This is a genomic window from Corynebacterium suranareeae (assembly GCF_002355155.1).
GTDB lineage: Bacteria > Actinomycetota > Actinomycetes > Mycobacteriales > Mycobacteriaceae > Corynebacterium > Corynebacterium suranareeae.
In genome coordinates, this window is sequence record NZ_AP017369.1 from 1,384,619 (window position 1) to 1,403,374 (window position 18,756).

An 18,756-nucleotide genomic window follows, 5' to 3' on the forward strand; every position below is an offset into this window, starting at 1 on the left:
TAGTTCGCTCAAATGGCCGTTTAGAGGGGGATTAATTAGAACCTCGGGCTGGACGTTTGTCTCAAGTGATCGCTTTTAAAAAATAAACGAATTTTCCGGGGTTTGGCGCCAGTGCAGATTAAGGGAACTTTGAATAAACCTTTCAATACACACTAGGGTAGGTGATATGACAACACCACGATGGCTCTCCACAGAAGAGCAACAACTCTGGCGCATGATCTTGTCTGCTGTCCGGAAAATGGAACGCACACTAGATGAGACCCTCGTGGATGACCACAACCTCACAACCTCTGAATATGCGGTGCTGGTCGTGCTATCTGAGGCGGGTGATCAGGAAATGCGTCTACGCGATATGTGCCAAGAACTTGATTGGGATCGCAGCCGAACCTCCCACCAAATCACCCGCATGGACAAAAAGGGACTTGTTTCCAAGGTGAAATGTGCAGGCGATGCCCGTGGCGTGATCGTAGAAATTACTCCAGAAGGGGAGAGGCGACTCAAGGATGCCGTTCCTGCCCACGTGGAAACCGTGCGCAGCTTGATTTTCGACCCCATGGAAGAAGGTCACATGGAAGGCTTAAGGTCTTACCTTACGGCCGTCTTAAACTCTGACAACTGCGTTGCACTGAATAAGCAACGTGAAGAACAGCTGTAATTAGGTCATACTCTCAGGGATTTCTAGGGGTTATTTGAGGGGAAATCCCCGATGTGCCCACGCTTTAAAAGGGCAATGATTGAGGAAGAACAAAAGTTAAACCCAATCAGTTGCCCCGAAGGAGCATGATCCCCATGACATACCCAGCTCAGAGCCGACGCCTTGCCCGCAGCACCACCGATAAATGGATTGGTGGCGTTGCTGGTGGACTGGCAGAAACATACGGCTGGAATCCAGCACACGTCCGCCTCGCTTTCGCAGCTTCGGTGCTGTTGCCTTTGCCAGGGTCTCAAGTCCTGTTCTACCTCCTGGCATGGTTGATCATTCCATCAAGGGACCAACGTTTCTAGAGGGTTTAACACAAAGAAAAGCCTGCACGAGTGTGCAGGCTTTTGGCGTCGGAAGTCTTTTTAAGCCACTAACCGGGCAAAGCAGCGCGAAACCTGCGCAAGGCCCTCGTTATCGTCGCTATAAAGTTCAGAAAGAGGCCAACTGCGCTTAGGGGTGTGGATCTCCAAAAGAGAATGAACCGCTTGGCCACTGGTGTGGTCTAATGCGTTTATTTCTTCTTGATCCAAGGTAACAACCGACAATGTCAGATTTGAAGGCGAAAGAACCGGAATCATGACACGAGTTGCACCATTGTTGATGTGCTCACTGGCATCTGCGTACAGCTCAGCAACTGAAGTTCCTGTGGTTATTGGAATAACTGGGGTTAACGGGTCAAATTGCAAGATTGCGTCATGTACCTCATTGACTGCCTTGAAATACACGGTGGCTGTAAGTAGCCGAAGCTCAGTGATTTTCTTGGTGGAAGCCTGTTGCGTCTTCATCTCAATCCTTCTCAACAATCAATAGAAACCAGCGGTGACTAATGGATCGTCGGTTGAACGTTACGCAAAGTTTTTTAAAGCGATACCGACTCGAATCCGTCCTCAAAGTCTGCTGGTACGGAATTCTAATCCAATTCTTAATCTTTGGCACGACTATTCAGGAATCGTGACACACGGCATGTTTTCAAACATGGAACTTGCAGCATACTTTCGAATGCTTGGTACCTTGTTGCCTGAATGTAATCACTATAGCTAATGTGCTGATCAAAATGTGGAATACGTAAAAAGTTGTAAAAATTGAGAGACAATGCGGACATGATGCGCCGTAAGTTGGTGTCGGAATCACTGTTGAAACTAAACGGAGACGCTAAATCTCCGACATAAATTGTGGTGAATAGTGATAGCAACGAGACAATGTGTTTTTCTGACGTTGACCATCTGGCACATTGATGCCTCTAGTGGTTACTAATCGTTCATTTTCAATTGGATGATGCTAGCGACCAGTACCGTCGCCATGATCGTGACCACTATGAGTGACCGGTTTGGAGTAGCGGTGTAGGCGATTGTGGCGATGGCGAACGCGGCTGTGCCGATTGCGAAACGCATTGAATGTCCTTTGTAGGCATACAGGAATAGATTTTGGTGGATGGGGGAATCAACGGCAGTTGCGGAGCATTTTGGAATTGGGTGAAAAATAAGTGCAGGTCACAAGCGAAAAGCTTGTGACCTGCACTTAATTTAGTGTGTGCCCCCGATAGGAGTCGAACCTACGACCTTCGGTACCGGAAACCGGTGCTCTATCCACTGAGCTACGGAGGCTAACCGCCACCATCACAATCTATGTGATGACAACGGTGTGATTCTATCACCAACTACAAGGAGGAAAGCAATTAGCCTTCCACAATTGGGGTAGGGGTGAATCCTTCCACCCAGGTGGCATCAGTGTGTCCAGTGCGAAGGTAGTCCACAAGAATATCGTTGACTGCCTGGTTATTGCCGCCGTAGGCCTGGCCGTGTCCTGGTCCATCCACGGTTACAACGTGTGCGTTCATGGAGTTCGCAAGATCAGTGTGGGTCCAGTAAGGAGTTTGCGGATCGCCGGTTCCCTGAATCAAAAGCGGCTGGACTTCCAATTGTGAACCGTCGGTTGGCTGTTGCCCGCTGGATGGAGTGATGCCGGAACATGCTTGTCCAGAGCTGTATTTCACGGAGTAGACATCGAAGATATCGCCGGTGACAAGGCTGGTCCAGGCCATGCGTGCCATAGCGACTGGGTCGGGAGCAACGGTGTTTTCGTTACACATGACCATGCGCTGCATGTTCACGCTGGCATTGATGCTTTCGATGACGTATGGGTCTTCGCCGGTCTCTGCAACATCTGGCGCTGGTGTTTGGCCGGCGATTGCTGCTGCTAGGACTGGCCAGCTGGTGGGCTGTGGGATCAGTGCACGTGACGCGTTAAGTAATGGACTCAAAGATTGGTTGGATCCAGGATTGAGCAACTGTGTGGCTAGACCTTGAATCTGGACGGAAGCAGGATTGGTGGCGGTCATGATATCGGCACCCGCTTGGCCTGCCCAGGCAAATGCTGGTGGGACATCGCCTACCTGTGCTGGAGGTGGTGCAACGGTTGGGTTAGTGCCGGTTTCTGCCACGATCTGGTTTGACCAGTTTTGGTAGACAGCCAGTGGAGTCGCACCTAAACCGTAGGTGTCGTTGTTTTCTGCAACCCAGCTAAAGAAATCGTTGAGGGAGTTTTTATATCCCTGCTCTTGGGAAGCCATAATGCCGTTCCAAGCCAAATTTGGCGACATTGCAGAATCAAGGACTACTTTGTCCGTGTGCTGTGGGTAGCGGGTTGCGTAGACCGATCCTAGGTAGGTGCCATAAGAAAGGCCGAAGATGGAGATCTTTTCATCGCCGAGCGCTTGACGTACGAGTTCCCAGTCATTGGCTGTGTTGTCAGTTGTCAGACTGGAGGTGTAGCCAGGGGTGCCAATCTCGCAGGAATCTTTAACGAAGGCACCTTCGCGGGTGAGGATCGAGAAAGAGTCATAGCCAGGGGCAATATTGTTGCAATCTACTGGGGTTGAGCCCACCATGCCTCGGGGCTGAACAGCTACGAGGTCAAATTCCTGATACATCTCAGCTGGCCAGTTCATAGCCTCGTTTCCGAAGAAACTGTAGGCATCACCGCCAGGTCCGCCAGCGTTGCCGAAAATAGTTCCACGCTTTTCACCTTGGGCGGGGACTTTGATGAATCCCACGCTGATATCCCCAAGCGAGGGATCTGAATAGTGCATGGGAACATCGATGCTTCCGCATTGTGCAGACTCGATATTGACCTGAGGTGGGCATTCCTCCCACCTGATATTTTCCTGGGCGGAAGCCACAGGCAACGAGATCAGAAAAGGGCTGAGCGCTGCGGTGGTGGCTAGAGTTGCCGTTATCTTTTTCACTGTCGAACGGGGCATGAGGGCTCCAAGGACTGTTGTTTATGAATATTTATTTTCCCCAAAGAGCCTATACAGGCACTAGTGATTTTTCACTATAAAGTCAGGGATTTCTTATAACTATGGGTCATATTCTGTATGAGGGGTGTACCTCGGCTAGAATTTCTCCCCATGACACCAGCAGATCTCGCAACATTGATTAAGGAGACCGCAGTGGAGGTTTTAACCTCCCGCGAACTCGATACTTCCGTCCTTCCGGAGCAAGTAGTTGTTGAGCGTCCGCGTAACCCAGAGCACGGCGATTACGCCACCAATATTGCATTGCAAGTGGCTAAAAAAGTAGGCCAAAATCCTCGTGACTTAGCTACCTGGTTGGCTGAGGCCTTGGCAGCTCATGAGGCAATTGACTCTGCTGAAATTGCTGGCCCAGGCTTTTTAAATATTCGCCTTGCAGCTGCAGCGCAGGGTGAAATTGTGGCCAAAATTCTGGCACAGGGGGAGGAGTTTGGAAACTCTGATCACCTTTCCCATCTGGACGTGAACCTCGAGTTTGTTTCCGCGAACCCCACCGGACCTATCCACCTTGGCGGCACACGTTGGGCAGCCGTAGGTGATTCTTTGGGTCGTGTGCTGGAAGCATCCGGTGCGAAGGTGACTCGGGAATACTACTTTAACGATCATGGTCGACAGATTGATCGTTTCGCTTTGTCCTTGCTTGCTGCTGCGAAGGGGGAGCCAACCCCAGAAGACGGTTATGGCGGCGAATACATTAAGGAAATTGCGGAGGCGGTCGTCGAAAAGCATCCTGAAGCGTTGAGCTTAGAGCCTGCCGCAACCCAGGAACTATTCCGCGCTGAAGGCGTGGAAATGATGTTTGAGCACATCAAATCGTCCTTGCACGAATTTGGCACGGATTTTGATGTCTACTTCCACGAGAACTCCCTATTTGAGTCTGGTGCGGTAGACAAGGCTGTGCAGTCGTTGAAAGACAACGGCAACCTGTACGAAAACGACGGTGCATGGTGGCTGCGCTCGACCGACTTCGGCGACGACAAAGACCGCGTTGTCATCAAATCTGACGGCGACGCCGCCTACATTGCCGGCGATATTGCCTATGTGGCCGACAAGTTCTCCCGCGGACACAACCTGAATATTTACATGCTCGGCGCTGATCACCATGGATACATCGCGCGCCTGAAAGCTGCTGCGGCTGCACTTGGCTACAAGCCAGAAGGCGTTGAAGTCTTGATCGGCCAGATGGTGAACCTGCTTCGCGACGGCAAGGCAGTGCGTATGTCCAAGCGTGCTGGCACAGTGGTGACTTTGGATGACCTGGTAGAAGCAATTGGTATTGATGCCGCACGCTACTCCCTGATCCGTTCCTCCGTGGATTCCTCCCTTGATATCGATCTTGGTCTGTGGGAATCCCAGTCTTCTGACAACCCTGTGTACTACGTGCAATATGGACACGCTCGTTTGTGCTCTATTGCGCGAAAAGCAGAAACATTAGGCGTCACCGACGAAGGCGCAGATTTGTCGCTGCTGACTCATGACCGTGAAGGTGACCTCATCCGCACCCTCGGTGAATTCCCTGCAGTAGTTAAGGCTGCCGCTGACCTGCGTGAACCTCACCGCATTGCGCGCTACGCCGAAGAGCTTGCCGGAACCTTCCACCGTTTCTACGACGCGTGCCACATTCTGCCTAAAGCAGACGAGGAAAAGGCACCAATCCATTCAGCACGCTTGGCACTTGCAGCAGCAACCCGCCAAACCCTTGCTAACGCCCTGCGCCTCGTCGGCGTTTCCGCACCGGAGAAGATGTAAACAATGGCTTCAGCTGAAAACTTCAATGAACTCCCATCGCATGTCTGGCCACGCAACGCCGTACGCCAAGAAGACGGAGTTGTAACCGTCGCGGGTGTGCCTTTGCCTGATTTGGCAGAAGAATACGGGACACCACTTTTTGTGGTAGATGAAGATGACTTCCGTTCCCGCTGCCGCGACATGGCAGCAGCCTTCGGCGGTGCGGATAACGTGCACTACGCATCCAAGGCATTTTTAACCAAGACCATCGCTCGCTGGGTTGATGAAGAGGGACTGTCACTAGATATTGCCTCCATCAACGAGCTCGGAATCGCTCTAGCTGCAGGTTTCCCAGCTAGCCGCATCACCGCACACGGCAACAACAAAGGTGTAGAGTTCTTGCGCGCTTTGGTACAAAACGGTGTTGGTCACGTGGTATTGGATTCCGCGCAGGAATTAGAACTGCTCGATTATGTAGCAGCTGGTGAAGGCAAGATCCAGGATGTTTTAATCCGCGTGAAGCCAGGCATTGAAGCACACACCCATGAATTTATTGCAACCAGCCACGAAGACCAAAAGTTTGGATTCTCCCTAGCATCTGGTTCTGCATTTGCTGCAGCGAAAGCAGCAAACAACGCCGAAAACCTGAATCTGGTTGGTCTGCACTGCCACGTTGGATCCCAAGTTTTCGATGCAGAAGGATTCAAACTAGCGGCAGAACGCGTACTTGGGCTCTACGCACAGATTCACAGCGAATTGGGCCTTGCTTTGCCAGAGCTGGATCTCGGTGGTGGATACGGCATTGCCTACACCGCAGCAGAAGAGCCACTCAACGTCGCCGAAGTAGCCACTGACCTGATCACCGCAGTTGGGAAAATGGCTGCGGAACTAGGCATCGACGCACCAACTGTCCTTGTGGAACCAGGCCGTGCGATCGCCGGACCATCAGCTGTCACCATCTACGAAGTAGGAACCACCAAAGACGTTCACGTTGACGATGACAACACCCGACGCTATGTGGCTGTCGACGGTGGAATGTCCGATAACATCCGCCCAGCCCTCTATGGCTCTGAGTACGATGCACGCGTGGTGTCGCGCTTCACTGAAGGCGAAGGCGTAAACACCCGAGTTGTTGGTGCACACTGCGAATCCGGCGATATTTTGATCAACGATGAAGTTTATCCATCAGATATCACTAGTGGCGACTTCCTTGCACTCGCTGCGACAGGTGCATATTGCTACGCCATGAGCTCCCGCTACAACGCCTTCACCCGTCCAGCGGTTGTTTCTGTACGCGCAGGTAGCTCCCGGCTGATGCTGCGCCGTGAAACCTTAGATGACATTTTGGCATTGGAGGCTTAAGAAAGTTTTCTAAGGGATTTTGTGATCGACTTTCCACCTTCCAAGGATCTCGACTAATAAATAACGCATCGGGATCCTTGGAACATTTGGTATGAAACTATTTTGCCAAGGTGGGAAGTTGGTGTGTGGCAGCGCGGGGTAAGGGGTGCTGGAGAGCACGCGTTGAAACGACCGGCGGCAAACGTCGGAAAGCAATCGTCTTGAGGGTGGCATAGTTTTTAAAACAACGACGGGCTAAGGGGATAAGGTCCAATGTCGTGTCAACTTCAAAGGAAGTATTTATGATGCCTAATCCGTTTCCAAGCTTAGGTTTTAGGAGAGAAACTAGCTGCTGAAACATTAAGTTGAATTGAATGTTGGGGGCTTTAAGGCGGAAATGAACAGCTTGGTCTATAGTGGCTAGGTACCCTTTTTGTTTTGGGCACCTGTAGGGTGGCCGAAGCAAACAAATAGGACAACAACGCACGACCGCGAATATTTTTTGGAGAATCATGACCTCAGCATCTGCCCCAAGCTTTAACCCCGGTAAGGGTCCCGGCTCAGCAGTCGGAATTGCCCTTCTTGGATTCGGAACTGTCGGCTCTGAGGTGATGCGCCTGATGACTGAATACGGTGATGAGTTGGCGCACCGTATTGGTGGTCCGCTAGAAGTTCGAGGCATTGCTGTTTCTGATAAGTCCAAGCCACGCGAGGGTGTTTCACCTGAGTTGCTTACTGAAGATGCATTTGCCCTGATCGAGCGCGATGACGTGGACATCGTTGTAGAGGTTATCGGCGGAATTGATTACCCACGTGAGGTTGTACTGGCAGCTTTAAAGGCCGGGAAGTCCGTGGTTACCGCTAATAAAGCTCTCGTAGCTGCTCACTCGGCAGAGCTTGCTGATGCAGCAGAAGCAGCAAATGTTGACCTTTACTTCGAAGCTGCTGTGGCAGCTGCGATCCCAGTTGTTGGCCCATTGCGCCGTTCCTTGGCTGGCGATCAGATCCAGTCCGTGATGGGCATCGTTAACGGCACCACCAACTTCATCTTGGATGCGATGGATTCCACTGGCGCCGACTATGAGGAGTCCCTGGCTGAGGCTACTCGCTTGGGATATGCAGAAGCTGATCCAACCGCTGACGTTGAGGGCCATGATGCGGCTTCAAAGGCAGCAATTCTAGCGTCGATCGCATTCCACACTCGCGTTACCGCAGATGATGTTCATTGCGAGGGCATCAGCAACATCAGCGCTGACGATATCAAGGCAGCTCAGCAGGCTGGCCACACCATCAAGTTGCTGGCTATCTGTGAGAAGTTCACCAACCAGGAAGGAAAGTCAGCCATTTCCGCTCGCGTACACCCGACCCTGTTGCCTGTATCCCACCCATTGGCGTCGGTTAACAAGTCCTTTAATGCAATTTTTGTTGAAGCAGAAGCGGCAGGTCGTCTGATGTTCTACGGAAATGGTGCAGGCGGAGCTCCTACCGCATCTGCAGTGCTTGGCGACGTAGTAGGTGCCGCTCGCAACAAGGTTCACGGTGGACGCGCTCCAGGTGAATCCACTTACGCGAACCTGCCCATCGCTGATTTTGGTGAGACCACCACCCGCTACCACCTTGATATGGAAGTGGAAGATCGCGTTGGCGTTTTGGCTGAATTGGCTAACCTCTTTGCTGAGCAGGGAATCTCCTTGCGTACAATTCGACAGGAAGAGCGCGATGATAATGCACGTTTGATCGTTGTCACCCACTCTGCGCTGGAATCTGATCTTTCCCGCACTGTTGAGCTGTTGAAGGCAAAGCCAGTAGTTAAGGCAGTCAACAGTGTGATCCGCCTCGAAAGGGACTAGTTTTACTGACATGGCAATTGAACTGAACGTCGGTCGCAAAGTTACTGTTACGGTACCGGGATCTTCGGCCAACCTCGGCCCTGGCTTTGACACTCTTGGTTTAGCTTTGTCGGTGTATGACACCGTCGAAGTGGAGATCATCCCATCGGGGCTAGAGGTAGAAGTCTTCGGCGAAGGCCAAGGCGAAGTGCCACTTGATGGCTCCCACTTGGTGGTTAAGGCCATTCGTGCCGGACTTAAAGCGGCTGATGCTGAAGTTCCGGGATTGCGTGTTGTGTGCCACAACAATATTCCGCAATCTCGTGGCCTTGGATCATCAGCTGCTGCAGCAGTAGCAGGTGTCTCCGCTGCTAATGGTCTGGCCGATTTCCCACTGACACAGGATCAAATTGTTCAGTTGGCTTCTGCTTTTGAAGGCCACCCCGATAATGCTGCAGCTTCGGTGCTTGGTGGCGCTGTCGTGTCCTGGACAACGCTTGCGATCGATGGACGTAGTCAACCAGCATATGCTGCGGTACCACTTGAGGTGCATAAAGATATCCGTGCAACCGCTTTGGTCCCTGACTTCCACGCATCAACAGAGGCCGTGCGCCGTGTGCTGCCAAATGAAGTCACCCACATTGATGCACGGTTTAATGTCTCCCGAGTAGCTGTGATGATTGTTGCTTTGCAGCAGCGTCCAGATTTGTTGTGGGAAGGTACACGAGACCGCCTGCACCAACCTTATCGAGCAGACGTTTTGCCGGTTACGTCCGAATGGGTAAACCGTCTGCGTAACCGTGGTTATGCCGCGTATCTGTCAGGTGCTGGCCCAACTGCCATGGTGCTATCCACGGAACCAATTCCAGACAAGGTTTTAGAAGATGCTCGGGAATCCGGCATTAAGGTCTTAGAACTTGAAGTAGCCGGGCCTGTAAAGGTTGAAGTAAACCAGGCATAAAATTACCCTTGGAGCTTTTCACGGAGAAAGGTTCCAAGGGTTTATTCGTACTAAATTTTAGTTGTTAATTTTGACAGCTTTGCTTCCATTTTGGATTTGCCACCGATTGCCCACTGCGTCGGAAAACTCCGAGCTAAGAACGCTGTGCTTTGTGCTATTGGCAAGAGGCTCAAAAGTATCGACAGACTTGATTTTTCGAGGATGCAGAAATCCTTCAAATTCACTTTTCACAAAATGGATCCCTGGTACCAGGTTTTTGATCTTAATCTTGCTGTTTCTGTTGTTGCCACTGACTGCAATTTCCACTTGAGAGAGGGCACCTAGATCACCATTGTTTTCGACCACGACACCCCATTCGTTTTCTGAATTGCGTGCCCACCACGTATGCAGGCTGCGAGCAATGGAAAGTTGTTGCTCTTGTTGGGCGGTCGCTTGTGCTCGGTATTCTTGGACCTCGCCGAGTTCAACCTGTCGACGTTGAAGAATGACCATTTCTTTTTCATTTTTCCGAGTGCCGAAGGCTGCCCAAGCAGAGACAATGATTGCAATGATGGCAACCGCTATTGAGAATATTTCACTGTAGGGAATTGAAGTTTCCATATCGCGCATATTACATGTGCTACATGGAATATGCGCGTTAAAAATCAAAAAACTTTGGATACCCTTAGTTATTGATTAAGTACGTGCACTTTGCATGTGCCTGGCGCGTTGAGTGGTTTGAGTTCCAATTGGATTTTGTTGTTTGTTCCGAGGCTTTCTTGGATGAATCCGGCGTGGATGGCGCAAACGAACGAGGATGGACGCTTGTCGTTGACCACGAAGGGGCAGCTATGCAGCGCAACTGAGTTTTCCTCTGGGGTTTCTGCTGGGTCGAACCCCATTTCGCGCAGCCGGGTGATTAGTGGGGATAGTGCTTGGTCGAGTTCTTCGACTTCAGCGTGGTCAATGCCCATGACGTGAGCCCATTGCTTGCCGATAGCTTGGGCTTTTGCACGTAGTTCTGGGTTTTTGATGGCGTCATCGTCGACATCACCCAACATGTTGGCCATGAGTTCAATGAGTGTGATGTATTCGCGTGCCACAGCTCGGTTGTCGGGTACCCGTGTTTGGAAGATTAATGAGGGGCGACCTCGACCTTTGGCTGAAGCGGTGACGACCCGGATGGCTTCTTTTGCTACGAGTTCTTCCAAATGGCCACGGGCGGTGTTGACATGTAGGTCAAGCTTTTTTGCTACATCGATTGCGCGAGCACCGTCAGGGAATGACTGCAACACATCTAAAACCTCGCGCTGCTTTGGGCTGAGTTTGTATGACTCAGCAAAAAGGTCAGTCGCAGCGGTAGGGGCAGTTTGTTGTTTCACTTCGGGCTCGCTCTTTGGGTGGTGTAAAAAATGATTGTTCTATATCAGATGTTATTGGGAAAAGGTGTGGAATTACTAAATTAGGTGAATCATAACATATTTGATACTGGAAAACCCTAATTAAAAGTTTCTGAGACAAAGCTAGAGATACTTGGGTTGCGTACTCTTTGGGCCGAATAAATCTCACAATAGATCTGAGTTTTTCCAGCGTAGACGTCGTATTCATCCCTCGCACTTTTAATCTAACGGGTAATCCATCTGTAAAGCGCGGGTGCGAATTAACAGTAGAGTCGTTTATTGCTTATTTAAGACGTTCAATTTCTCACATGAGCTTTGGTATTCACTACACCTCAAAAACCTCTTAAACGGGCTTCTGTGGAGGTATGACTTTTGCGAGTTGAGGTCAAAATCTCGGCCCGGCCAAACCAGGAGACCCAGAATCTTCAAAAACGACGTTCGTGGGTCTCCTGGTTTGGTGTATCGCGCTCATTACCAAACACAGAGACCCAAAAACTTCGAAAACGTGATTTCTGGGTCTCCTGGTTTGGTCCCAGCATGTGTCACCACCGATTCGCACCTTATTGGAAGCGCGGTACTTAGCAACCCACCAAGCAACCCACAAAAACCCCACAAAAAAACTCCCCAGCAGTTGGTAGCCATTGAAGGCCCAACCGCTAGGGAGTAATTCGTAAAAACTTTAGGCTCCGTGCCATTTTGAATCATTATCTAGCTGATTTTTCACAGAGCGTACGGGTTCCCAAGCCACGTTTTGGCGGGCTGGTTCGGAGGTGGTGTCGCGGGTTCTGTAGACCACGTATGGGCGGGTGACGTATCCAACCGGTGCGGAGAATGCGTGGACAAGTCGGGTGAATGGCCAGACTGCGATGAGGGTGAAGCCGGCAACGATGTGGACTTTAAACTCCCAAGGAACGTCGGCCATGAGTTCGGGTTGTGCGTTGAAGATGAGCAGTTGGCGCAGCCATGGGGAGATGGTTTCGCGGTAGTCGTAGCCGTGGGCGCCGCCGAAGACCTGGGTGGAGACGGTGGCGATGAATCCTGACAAGATTGCTGCGGCAAGCAGGACGTACATCACTTTGTCTGATCTGGAGGTTGATAGGAAGACGGTCTTGTTGATCACGCGCCTAACGATCAGTCCGATCAGACCTAGAACTGCTGCGATGCCCGCGATGGTGCCGGGGATGGTGGCAATGAGGTGGTAGGCGGTATCGGAGACTCCTACTGCTTGAGTCCAGCTTTTCGGGATGGCTAGGCCCATGAGGTGGCCGATGACCACGAACACCATGCCCCAGTGGAACAGCGGTGAGGCGATGCGGAGGAGTTTGGATTCGTAAATTTGGGAGGAGTGGGTGGTCCATCCGAATTGGTCTGCACGCCAGCGCCAGGAGATGCCGATGATGTATGCGGCGATACACAGCCAGGGGTATGCAACCCAGAGGAACGTTTCAAAGTTTGACATTGCGTGTCCTAGTGATTGTCCGGTTGTGAGGTGGGGAAGGGAAGTGGGATGCCGATGCCCACCATTTCTGCTGGTGGACCGCTGCGGATTAGTTCGAGGTAGCTCTCGGCGGTTTCTTCATCGATCTCGGGTAGCGCCTGGCATAGGGAGGTCACCAGGTACCGGTAGGGCGAGTTTAGACCTTCGAGTGCGGAGCGCAGGACCTCGATGCCGTCGCGGTGGGCGGCGAGAACTTCGGTGGCGGCGTCGAAAAGCGAAGGTTCGGCAAGTGCTGCGGCCTCAAGCACGACGCAAAGGTGGTCGGGCAGCTCGTCGCGCTCGGATTCAAATCCGAGTTGCTGCAGCGTTTGGCGGAAGGCGAGGATCGCCGTGCCACGCTGGCGGGTGTCGCCGACCGCGTAATAGGTGAGAAACAGCGAGCAGCGTCGGCGCTGGTCAAAGGTCTCCACGTAGGCTTCCTGCATGGCTCGCGGCCCCGCGATGCGCGCGGCATCTAAAAACTCGATCACGTGCGCGGCGACGGGGAGCGGGAGGGCATCTAGCTGTGCCTCGACGGCATTTAGCTTATCGACGAATCCCTCCTCTGGATAATCCAAAAGCAGGCTATTTAACATAAAGACCAGTCGGCGCTGCTCTTCTGTCATGGAGATCTTTGGGACAAAATGATCAGGAACGTTCCCGATATGTGTGCGCATTGTTCCTAGTCCTTCCGTGGTGGGAACATTGCTGCGGGGCGTTCGCCAACATTCCATGAGGTCAGACTGACCTTGCCGATGGGGGCTCCCGTGCCACATGCCTCTGGGGCACCTTCACCCAAACCAACATTGAGCTGCTCAGTAGCGTGTGCAGGATCGACATCACCGAACGGATCCAGGGAAGAAATTCCGCGCGGAGTTTCTGGGGATGCCGTTGGAATGACATAGCGATCGTCATACTTTGCGATGGCCAAAATGCGATACATTTCCTGCATCACCTTGCCCGTCATGCCGACAGCCTCCGCGATTTCTTCCTGCGGTTCGTTTCCGAGGCTGATATCGCGCATATAGGAACGCATAGCAGCAAGCCTACGCAAGGATTTCTCCACCGGTCTGGTATCACCAGCAGTAAATAGGCCTGCCAAATACTCCAAAGGAATGCGCATGGTGGACAGCGCGGTGAACAAGATCTTATGGTTTTCACCGTCGTTGCCGGATGCGGTGACCTCATCAACGATGGGGCTTAGCGGCGGGATGTACCAAACCATGGGCAAGGTGCGGTACTCAGGGTGCAGCGGTAGGGCAACCTCATATTTGAAGATGAGATCGTAAATTGGTGAATTCTGAGCCGCTTCAATCCAGGAGTGGGGGATGCCGTTGCGCTGGGCATCAGCCACAACGTGTGGATCGTGTGGGTCTAAGAACAGGGTCTTTTGGGCTTCGAACAAGTCCTGTTCATTTGGCGTGGCGGCGACTTCAGCGACACGGTCGGCGTCGTAAAGCAAAACACCTAAATAGCGCAGACGGCCGACGCAGGTCTCCGAGCATACGGTAGGCTGCCCGACCTCGAGGCGCGGATAGCACAGCGTACACTTTTCGGCCTTGCCCGACTTGTGGTTGAAGTAAACCTTCTTGTACGGGCAACCTGACACACACATGCGCCAACCACGGCATTGATCCTGGTCAACCAGCACAATGCCGTCTTCAGCACGCTTGTACATCGCACCTGAAGGACACGACGACACACACGTTGGGTTTAGGCAGTGCTCACAGATGCGGGGCAAATAGAACATGAAGGAATCTTCAATCTCTTTTTGCACCGTGAGATTCATTTTCTCCAGCACGGGATCTTGATCCAGCGTGGTTGTGGATCCACCCAAGTTGTCATCCCAGTTAGAGGACCATTCGACTTTATCTATGGGACGCCCATCCAACTGACTCACAGGACGCGCCGTAGGCTGGGTTCTCTGACCCGCAGGAGCAGACAGCAACTTGTCGTACTCATATGTCCACGGCTCGTAATAATCTTCAATGGTGGGCAGCTTTGGGTTATGGAAGATGGTAGCCAGCTTCTTGATACGGCCACCAGCCTTGGGCTTTAACTTGCCGGAGTTCGTGCGAACCCAGCCGCCTTCCCATTTATCCTGATCTTCCCAGCCACGTGGATATCCCACACCCGGGCGGGTTTCCACATTGTTAAACCAAATGTATTCCGTTCCTTGACGGTTGGTCCATGCCTGCTTACACGTAACAGAACACGTGTGACAGCCAATGCACTTGTCCAAGTTCATGATCATCGCGATCTGAGCCATGACCTTCATTAGTACTGCACCTCCTGGGAGCGGCGACGAATTCTGGTGACCTCATCGCGGTTGTTTCCTGTTGGTCCGATGTAGTTGAAGCCATACGTTAAGTGGCCGTAGCCACCGGCAACATGGACCGGCTTAATCATGATTCGAGTAAGAGAGTTGTGGGTACCACCACGTCGACCTGACTTTTCATTCAGTGGCGTACCAGCAGTGCGTTCCTGAGCGTGGTTCATAAACACGGTGCCTTCAGGAATACGGTGGGAGACAACAGCGCGGGCAGAGACAACACCGTTGCGGTTATAAGCCTCGATCCAATCGTTGTCCGCGATGCCGAGCTTTTCTGCGTCCTTATTAGACATCCAAATCACCTGGCCACCACGTGAAATAGACAGCACATGCAGGTTGTCGTAGTACTGCGAGTGAATTGACCACTTGTTGTGCGGGGTGAGGTAACGCACGGTTACTTCCGGTTCACCATCACTGCCGGTAACTGATTGACCGGGGCCTACTTCACCATTGATATGGATCTTGTCCAACGGTGGCCTAAAGATAGGCAATTGCTCGCCGTAATCAATAAACCAATCGTGATCCAAGTAGTAGTGCATGCGACCAGACAGAGTGTGCCATGGTTTGTCGTATTCAAGGTTGATGGAAAACGCGGTGTAGCGACGCCCGTCCTTCTTTGAACCTGTCCACTCAGGTGACGTAATCACCTCAGCGGGGCGTTCCTTAACCATGTCCCAGTTAATCCGCGTGCCTTCATGATCAGCAATGAGATCCATCATGTCTGTGCCCACGCGAGCGCCCTGGTTCTTGAAACCTTCCGCAGCAACCTCACCATTGGATACACCACTTAAGTGCAAAATCATCTCAATGGCCTTGACCGCTGAATCAAGCCGTGGCCGTTCACCGGCAGACTCAGTCATGGAGGTGCCGTTGATCAGCGCCAACTCCTCAGTCTGCTTAGTCACGTTAAAGGCAGTGCCGTGCGTACCCGTTCCCGCCTTGGCGGTGAGTGGTCCCAAGTGTGTCCACTTTTCATAGACCTTGGAGTAATCGCGCTCCACGGGGATGATCTTTGCCATGGTTTTACCTGGAATAAGACCAACCTCATCGATATCTGGCACGATACCGCCAGGCATATTCAGCTCATCAGGGGAGTCATGGGCAATCGGTGCGGTAATCACATCGGTTTGGGTGCCCAACCACGTTGCTGCCTGAGAGGAGAATTCCTTGGCTAGATCGTGGAAAACTTCCCAGTCAGTGCGGGTTTCCCATGGTGGGTTGATCGCCGCATTGAAGGAGTGAATAAATGGGTGCATATCCGTGGTGGATAGATCATGCTTTTCATACCAGGTTGCTGCCGGCAGCACGATATCCGAGACCAAGGTGGTGGACGTGTTGCGGAAGTCCGTGGTCAGCATCAAATCAAGCTTGCCTTCCGGGGCCTTATCCCGCCACACCATGGAACTTGGTCGATCCTCTGGTGCGTTTTCTTCCGCAGTGGCATCAGAATCCACACCCAACATATGACGGAGGAAAAACTCTGTGCCCTTGGCTGAAGAGCCCATGAGGTTTGTGCGCCAGTTGAGCAAAATGCGTGGCCAGTTTTCTGGTGCATCTGGATCCTCGCACGCAAACTGCAGATCGCCATCTGTTAGTTGCTGAACAATATGGTCAGATACAGATACACCCTTTTCTTGTGCCTCTTGGCTCAAGATAAGTGGATTGCGGTTGAATTGTGGGAAGGATGGCATCCATCCACGTTTCATTGATTCGATCAACGTATCCGCGGTCATCTTGTCGCCCACTGTGCCACGATTAGCAAGAGGGGAGGCAAGACGGTTAGCGCGGGTGTTGTCATACCTCCACTGATCAGTTGTCAGGTAGTAGAAACCGGTGGTGATCATCTGACGAGGTGGACGCTGCCAGTCTGTGGCAAAAGCATATTGTGCCCAACCGTTAGCAGGGCGTAGCTTTTCCTGGCCAACGTAGTGAGCCCAACCGCCACCATTAACACCTTGAGTGCCACACATAGATGTCAGTGCCAAGAAGGTGCGGTAAATGGAATCAGCATGGAAATAGTGGTTGACACCAGCACCCATGATGATTTGGGAACGTCCCTTGGAATCATCAGCATTTTGCGCAAACTCACGACCCAAGCGGATCGCCTGATTTGCTGGAACTCCAGTCAGTTCCTCTTGCCATGCAGGAGTACCCATGACTGGGTCTTGGAAATCCTTCGGCCATTCACCAGGAAGATTCAGCTCTTCGCGGTTGACACCGTAGTGGGCAAGCAACACGTCGAAGACCGTGGTGAACTTCCGGCCGTTTAGCGTGATGGTGGGAACTCCACGGCTAATGGTGCCCGCACCGACCGGTCCTTCCTGCGATTCGGATGCTGGAAGATCAAAGCGAGGGAATAAGACTTCGGCGCTAGATGTATCTGTCTGAACATCTGCAATGGTCATTACTGGATCCACACCATCTAGGCGCAGATTCCACTTACCCATGCCTTCTTCACCCCAACGGTCAGCAACTGTGCCACCAGGATCTACAACAGAGCCGTCTTTTTGCAAGACCAACAGACGGTGAGTGGCATTTGGGGTAGCTGCAAGGTCAGGCGAAATATCTAAAGCGCGATCAGCTGTGAGGAATTTACCTGGGGTATAGGTGCCATCGCCACGTTCATCCAATTCCACCAAGAATGGGGAATCGGTGTATTTGCGCATGTAATCCATGAAGTATGGAGTCTTTTTATCGACATGGAACTCTTTCAAGATCACATGCCCCATGGCAAAAGCCAAAGCACCATCTGTGCCTGGGTGAATGCGAGCCCATTCATCAGCAAACTTGGTGGAATCCGCAAAATCAGGGGAGACAACAACAACCTTGGTGCCCTTGTAGCGAGCCTCCACCATGAAGTGGGAATCGGGTGTGCGGGTAACAGGGATATTAGAACCCCACATCATGAGGTAGCTGGAGTTGTACCAGTCGCCAGATTCTGGGACATCTGTTTGATCGCCAAATGTTTGCGGCGATGCCGGTGGGAGGTCTGCGTACCAATCGTAGAAGGACAGAGCTACGCCACCGATCATTTGCAAGAACCTGGTACCTGCACCATAGGACACCTGCGACATTGCCGGAATAACAGTAAATCCATGAATGCGGTCTGGTCCATACTGGCGGATCGTGTACACATGGGCTGCGGCAGCAATTTCCATGGCCTCTTCATATTGCACACGGATCAATCCACCCTTGCCTCGTTGAGAGACATAGGCATTGCGTTTTTCAGGTGTTTCTACAATGTCACGCCACGCAAGCACTGGGTCGCCTAGACGCTCCTTAGCTTCGCGGTACATATCAACCAACACGCCACGCACATATGGGTAACGAATGCGGGTAGGCGAGTAGGTGTACCAAGAAAATGATGCACCACGAGGGCAGCCGCGAGGTTCATAATCAGGCATGTCAGCGCCGGTAGTGGGATAATCAACCGCCTGTGATTCCCACGTGATCACGCCATCTTTGACGTAGACCTTCCAGGAACAAGAACCGGTGCAGTTCACACCGTGGGTAGAACGAACGACCTTATCGAAAGCCCAGCGATTACGATAAAACACATCTGCTTGACGTCCACCCTGGAGGAAAATTTGTTGGCCTTCTGAACCGACTTTTCCTTTTCTTAAGAAACTGCCGAGCTTAAAGAGCGGATTGATCTTGTCTGACTGAGACTGAGTAGTTGTAGTCATGGATTGG

Annotated in this window: 15 protein-coding genes and 1 tRNA gene; 6 read left to right on the plus strand and 10 right to left on the minus strand. The window is 52.0% G+C overall.

What is annotated here, in order from left to right; translation table 11 throughout:
- Nucleotides 1-166 precede the first annotated feature (166 nt).
- Both N24_RS06575 and N24_RS06580 read left to right on the plus strand, forming a co-directional pair.
- Nucleotides 167-655, plus strand: coding sequence for a MarR family winged helix-turn-helix transcriptional regulator (locus N24_RS06575; RefSeq protein WP_096455402.1), 489 nt, complete (start codon nt 167-169; stop codon nt 653-655).
- A 134-nt stretch (nt 656-789) separates the two neighbouring features.
- Nucleotides 790-1,005: a PspC domain-containing protein gene (locus tag N24_RS06580; protein WP_096455404.1), complete on the plus strand. Its 216-nt coding sequence runs from the start codon at nt 790-792 to the stop codon at nt 1,003-1,005.
- Between the two features lie 60 nt (nt 1,006-1,065).
- On the opposite strand, the gene N24_RS06585 is transcribed toward N24_RS06580, so the two are convergent.
- The 4 genes from N24_RS06585 to N24_RS06595 form a co-directional block, all read right to left on the minus strand.
- A complete protein-coding gene (locus N24_RS06585; protein ID WP_096455406.1) occupies nt 1,066-1,488 on the minus strand; it encodes a hypothetical protein in 423 nt (140 codons plus the stop codon).
- A 465-nt stretch (nt 1,489-1,953) separates the two neighbouring features.
- Nucleotides 1,954-2,094 carry a hypothetical protein gene (locus N24_RS16245; RefSeq protein WP_157736407.1) on the minus strand — a complete coding sequence of 47 codons (141 nt, stop codon included), beginning with the start codon at nt 2,092-2,094 and terminating at the stop codon, nt 1,954-1,956.
- A 140-nt stretch (nt 2,095-2,234) separates the two neighbouring features.
- Nucleotides 2,235-2,307 (minus strand) — tRNA-Arg (locus N24_RS06590).
- 71 nt (nt 2,308-2,378) lie between these two features.
- Nucleotides 2,379-3,887 (minus strand): alpha/beta hydrolase, encoded by a 1,509-nt coding sequence (locus N24_RS06595; RefSeq protein ID WP_096459870.1) that lies wholly within the window; start codon nt 3,885-3,887, stop codon nt 2,379-2,381.
- 225 nt (nt 3,888-4,112) lie between these two features.
- Here N24_RS06595 and argS point away from each other — a divergent pair, with 225 nt between their 5' ends.
- The 4 genes from argS (at nt 4,113) to thrB (ending at nt 9,875) form a co-directional block, all read left to right on the plus strand.
- Nucleotides 4,113-5,765, plus strand: a complete 1,653-nt coding sequence (gene argS, locus N24_RS06600; protein WP_096455408.1) for an arginine--tRNA ligase — start codon at nt 4,113-4,115, stop codon at nt 5,763-5,765.
- A gap of 3 nt (nt 5,766-5,768) precedes the next feature.
- Nucleotides 5,769-7,106: a diaminopimelate decarboxylase gene (gene lysA, locus N24_RS06605; protein ID WP_096455410.1), complete on the plus strand. Its 1,338-nt coding sequence runs from the start codon at nt 5,769-5,771 to the stop codon at nt 7,104-7,106.
- Between the two features lie 491 nt (nt 7,107-7,597).
- Nucleotides 7,598-8,935 carry a homoserine dehydrogenase gene (locus N24_RS06610; RefSeq protein ID WP_096455412.1) on the plus strand — a complete coding sequence of 446 codons (1,338 nt, stop codon included), beginning with the start codon at nt 7,598-7,600 and terminating at the stop codon, nt 8,933-8,935.
- 10 nt (nt 8,936-8,945) lie between these two features.
- Nucleotides 8,946-9,875, plus strand: a complete 930-nt coding sequence (gene thrB / locus N24_RS06615; protein ID WP_096455414.1) for a homoserine kinase — start codon at nt 8,946-8,948, stop codon at nt 9,873-9,875.
- A 57-nt stretch (nt 9,876-9,932) separates the two neighbouring features.
- On the opposite strand, the gene N24_RS06620 is transcribed toward thrB, so the two are convergent.
- The 6 genes from N24_RS06620 to N24_RS06645 form a co-directional block, all read right to left on the minus strand.
- Nucleotides 9,933-10,475 carry a hypothetical protein gene (locus N24_RS06620; RefSeq protein WP_157736408.1) on the minus strand — a complete coding sequence of 181 codons (543 nt, stop codon included), beginning with the start codon at nt 10,473-10,475 and terminating at the stop codon, nt 9,933-9,935.
- Nucleotides 10,476-10,543: 68 nt separating this feature from the next.
- Entirely contained in the window at nt 10,544-11,236 is a 693-nt protein-coding gene (locus N24_RS06625; protein ID WP_096455418.1) for a helix-turn-helix transcriptional regulator, read from the minus strand.
- 697 nt (nt 11,237-11,933) lie between these two features.
- Nucleotides 11,934-12,713 (minus strand): respiratory nitrate reductase subunit gamma, encoded by a 780-nt coding sequence (gene narI / locus N24_RS06630; protein WP_096455420.1) that lies wholly within the window; start codon nt 12,711-12,713, stop codon nt 11,934-11,936.
- 8 nt (nt 12,714-12,721) lie between these two features.
- Entirely contained in the window at nt 12,722-13,408 is a 687-nt protein-coding gene (gene narJ / locus N24_RS06635) for a nitrate reductase molybdenum cofactor assembly chaperone (protein ID WP_096455422.1), read from the minus strand.
- A gap of 5 nt (nt 13,409-13,413) precedes the next feature.
- A complete protein-coding gene (gene narH / locus N24_RS06640; RefSeq protein WP_096455424.1) occupies nt 13,414-15,009 on the minus strand; it encodes a nitrate reductase subunit beta in 1,596 nt (531 codons plus the stop codon).
- Nucleotides 15,009-18,749 carry a nitrate reductase subunit alpha gene (locus N24_RS06645; RefSeq protein WP_096455426.1) on the minus strand — a complete coding sequence of 1,247 codons (3,741 nt, stop codon included), beginning with the start codon at nt 18,747-18,749 and terminating at the stop codon, nt 15,009-15,011. The genes narH and N24_RS06645 overlap by 1 nt, the downstream gene beginning before the upstream one ends.
- Nucleotides 18,750-18,756: the final 7 nt, after the last annotated feature.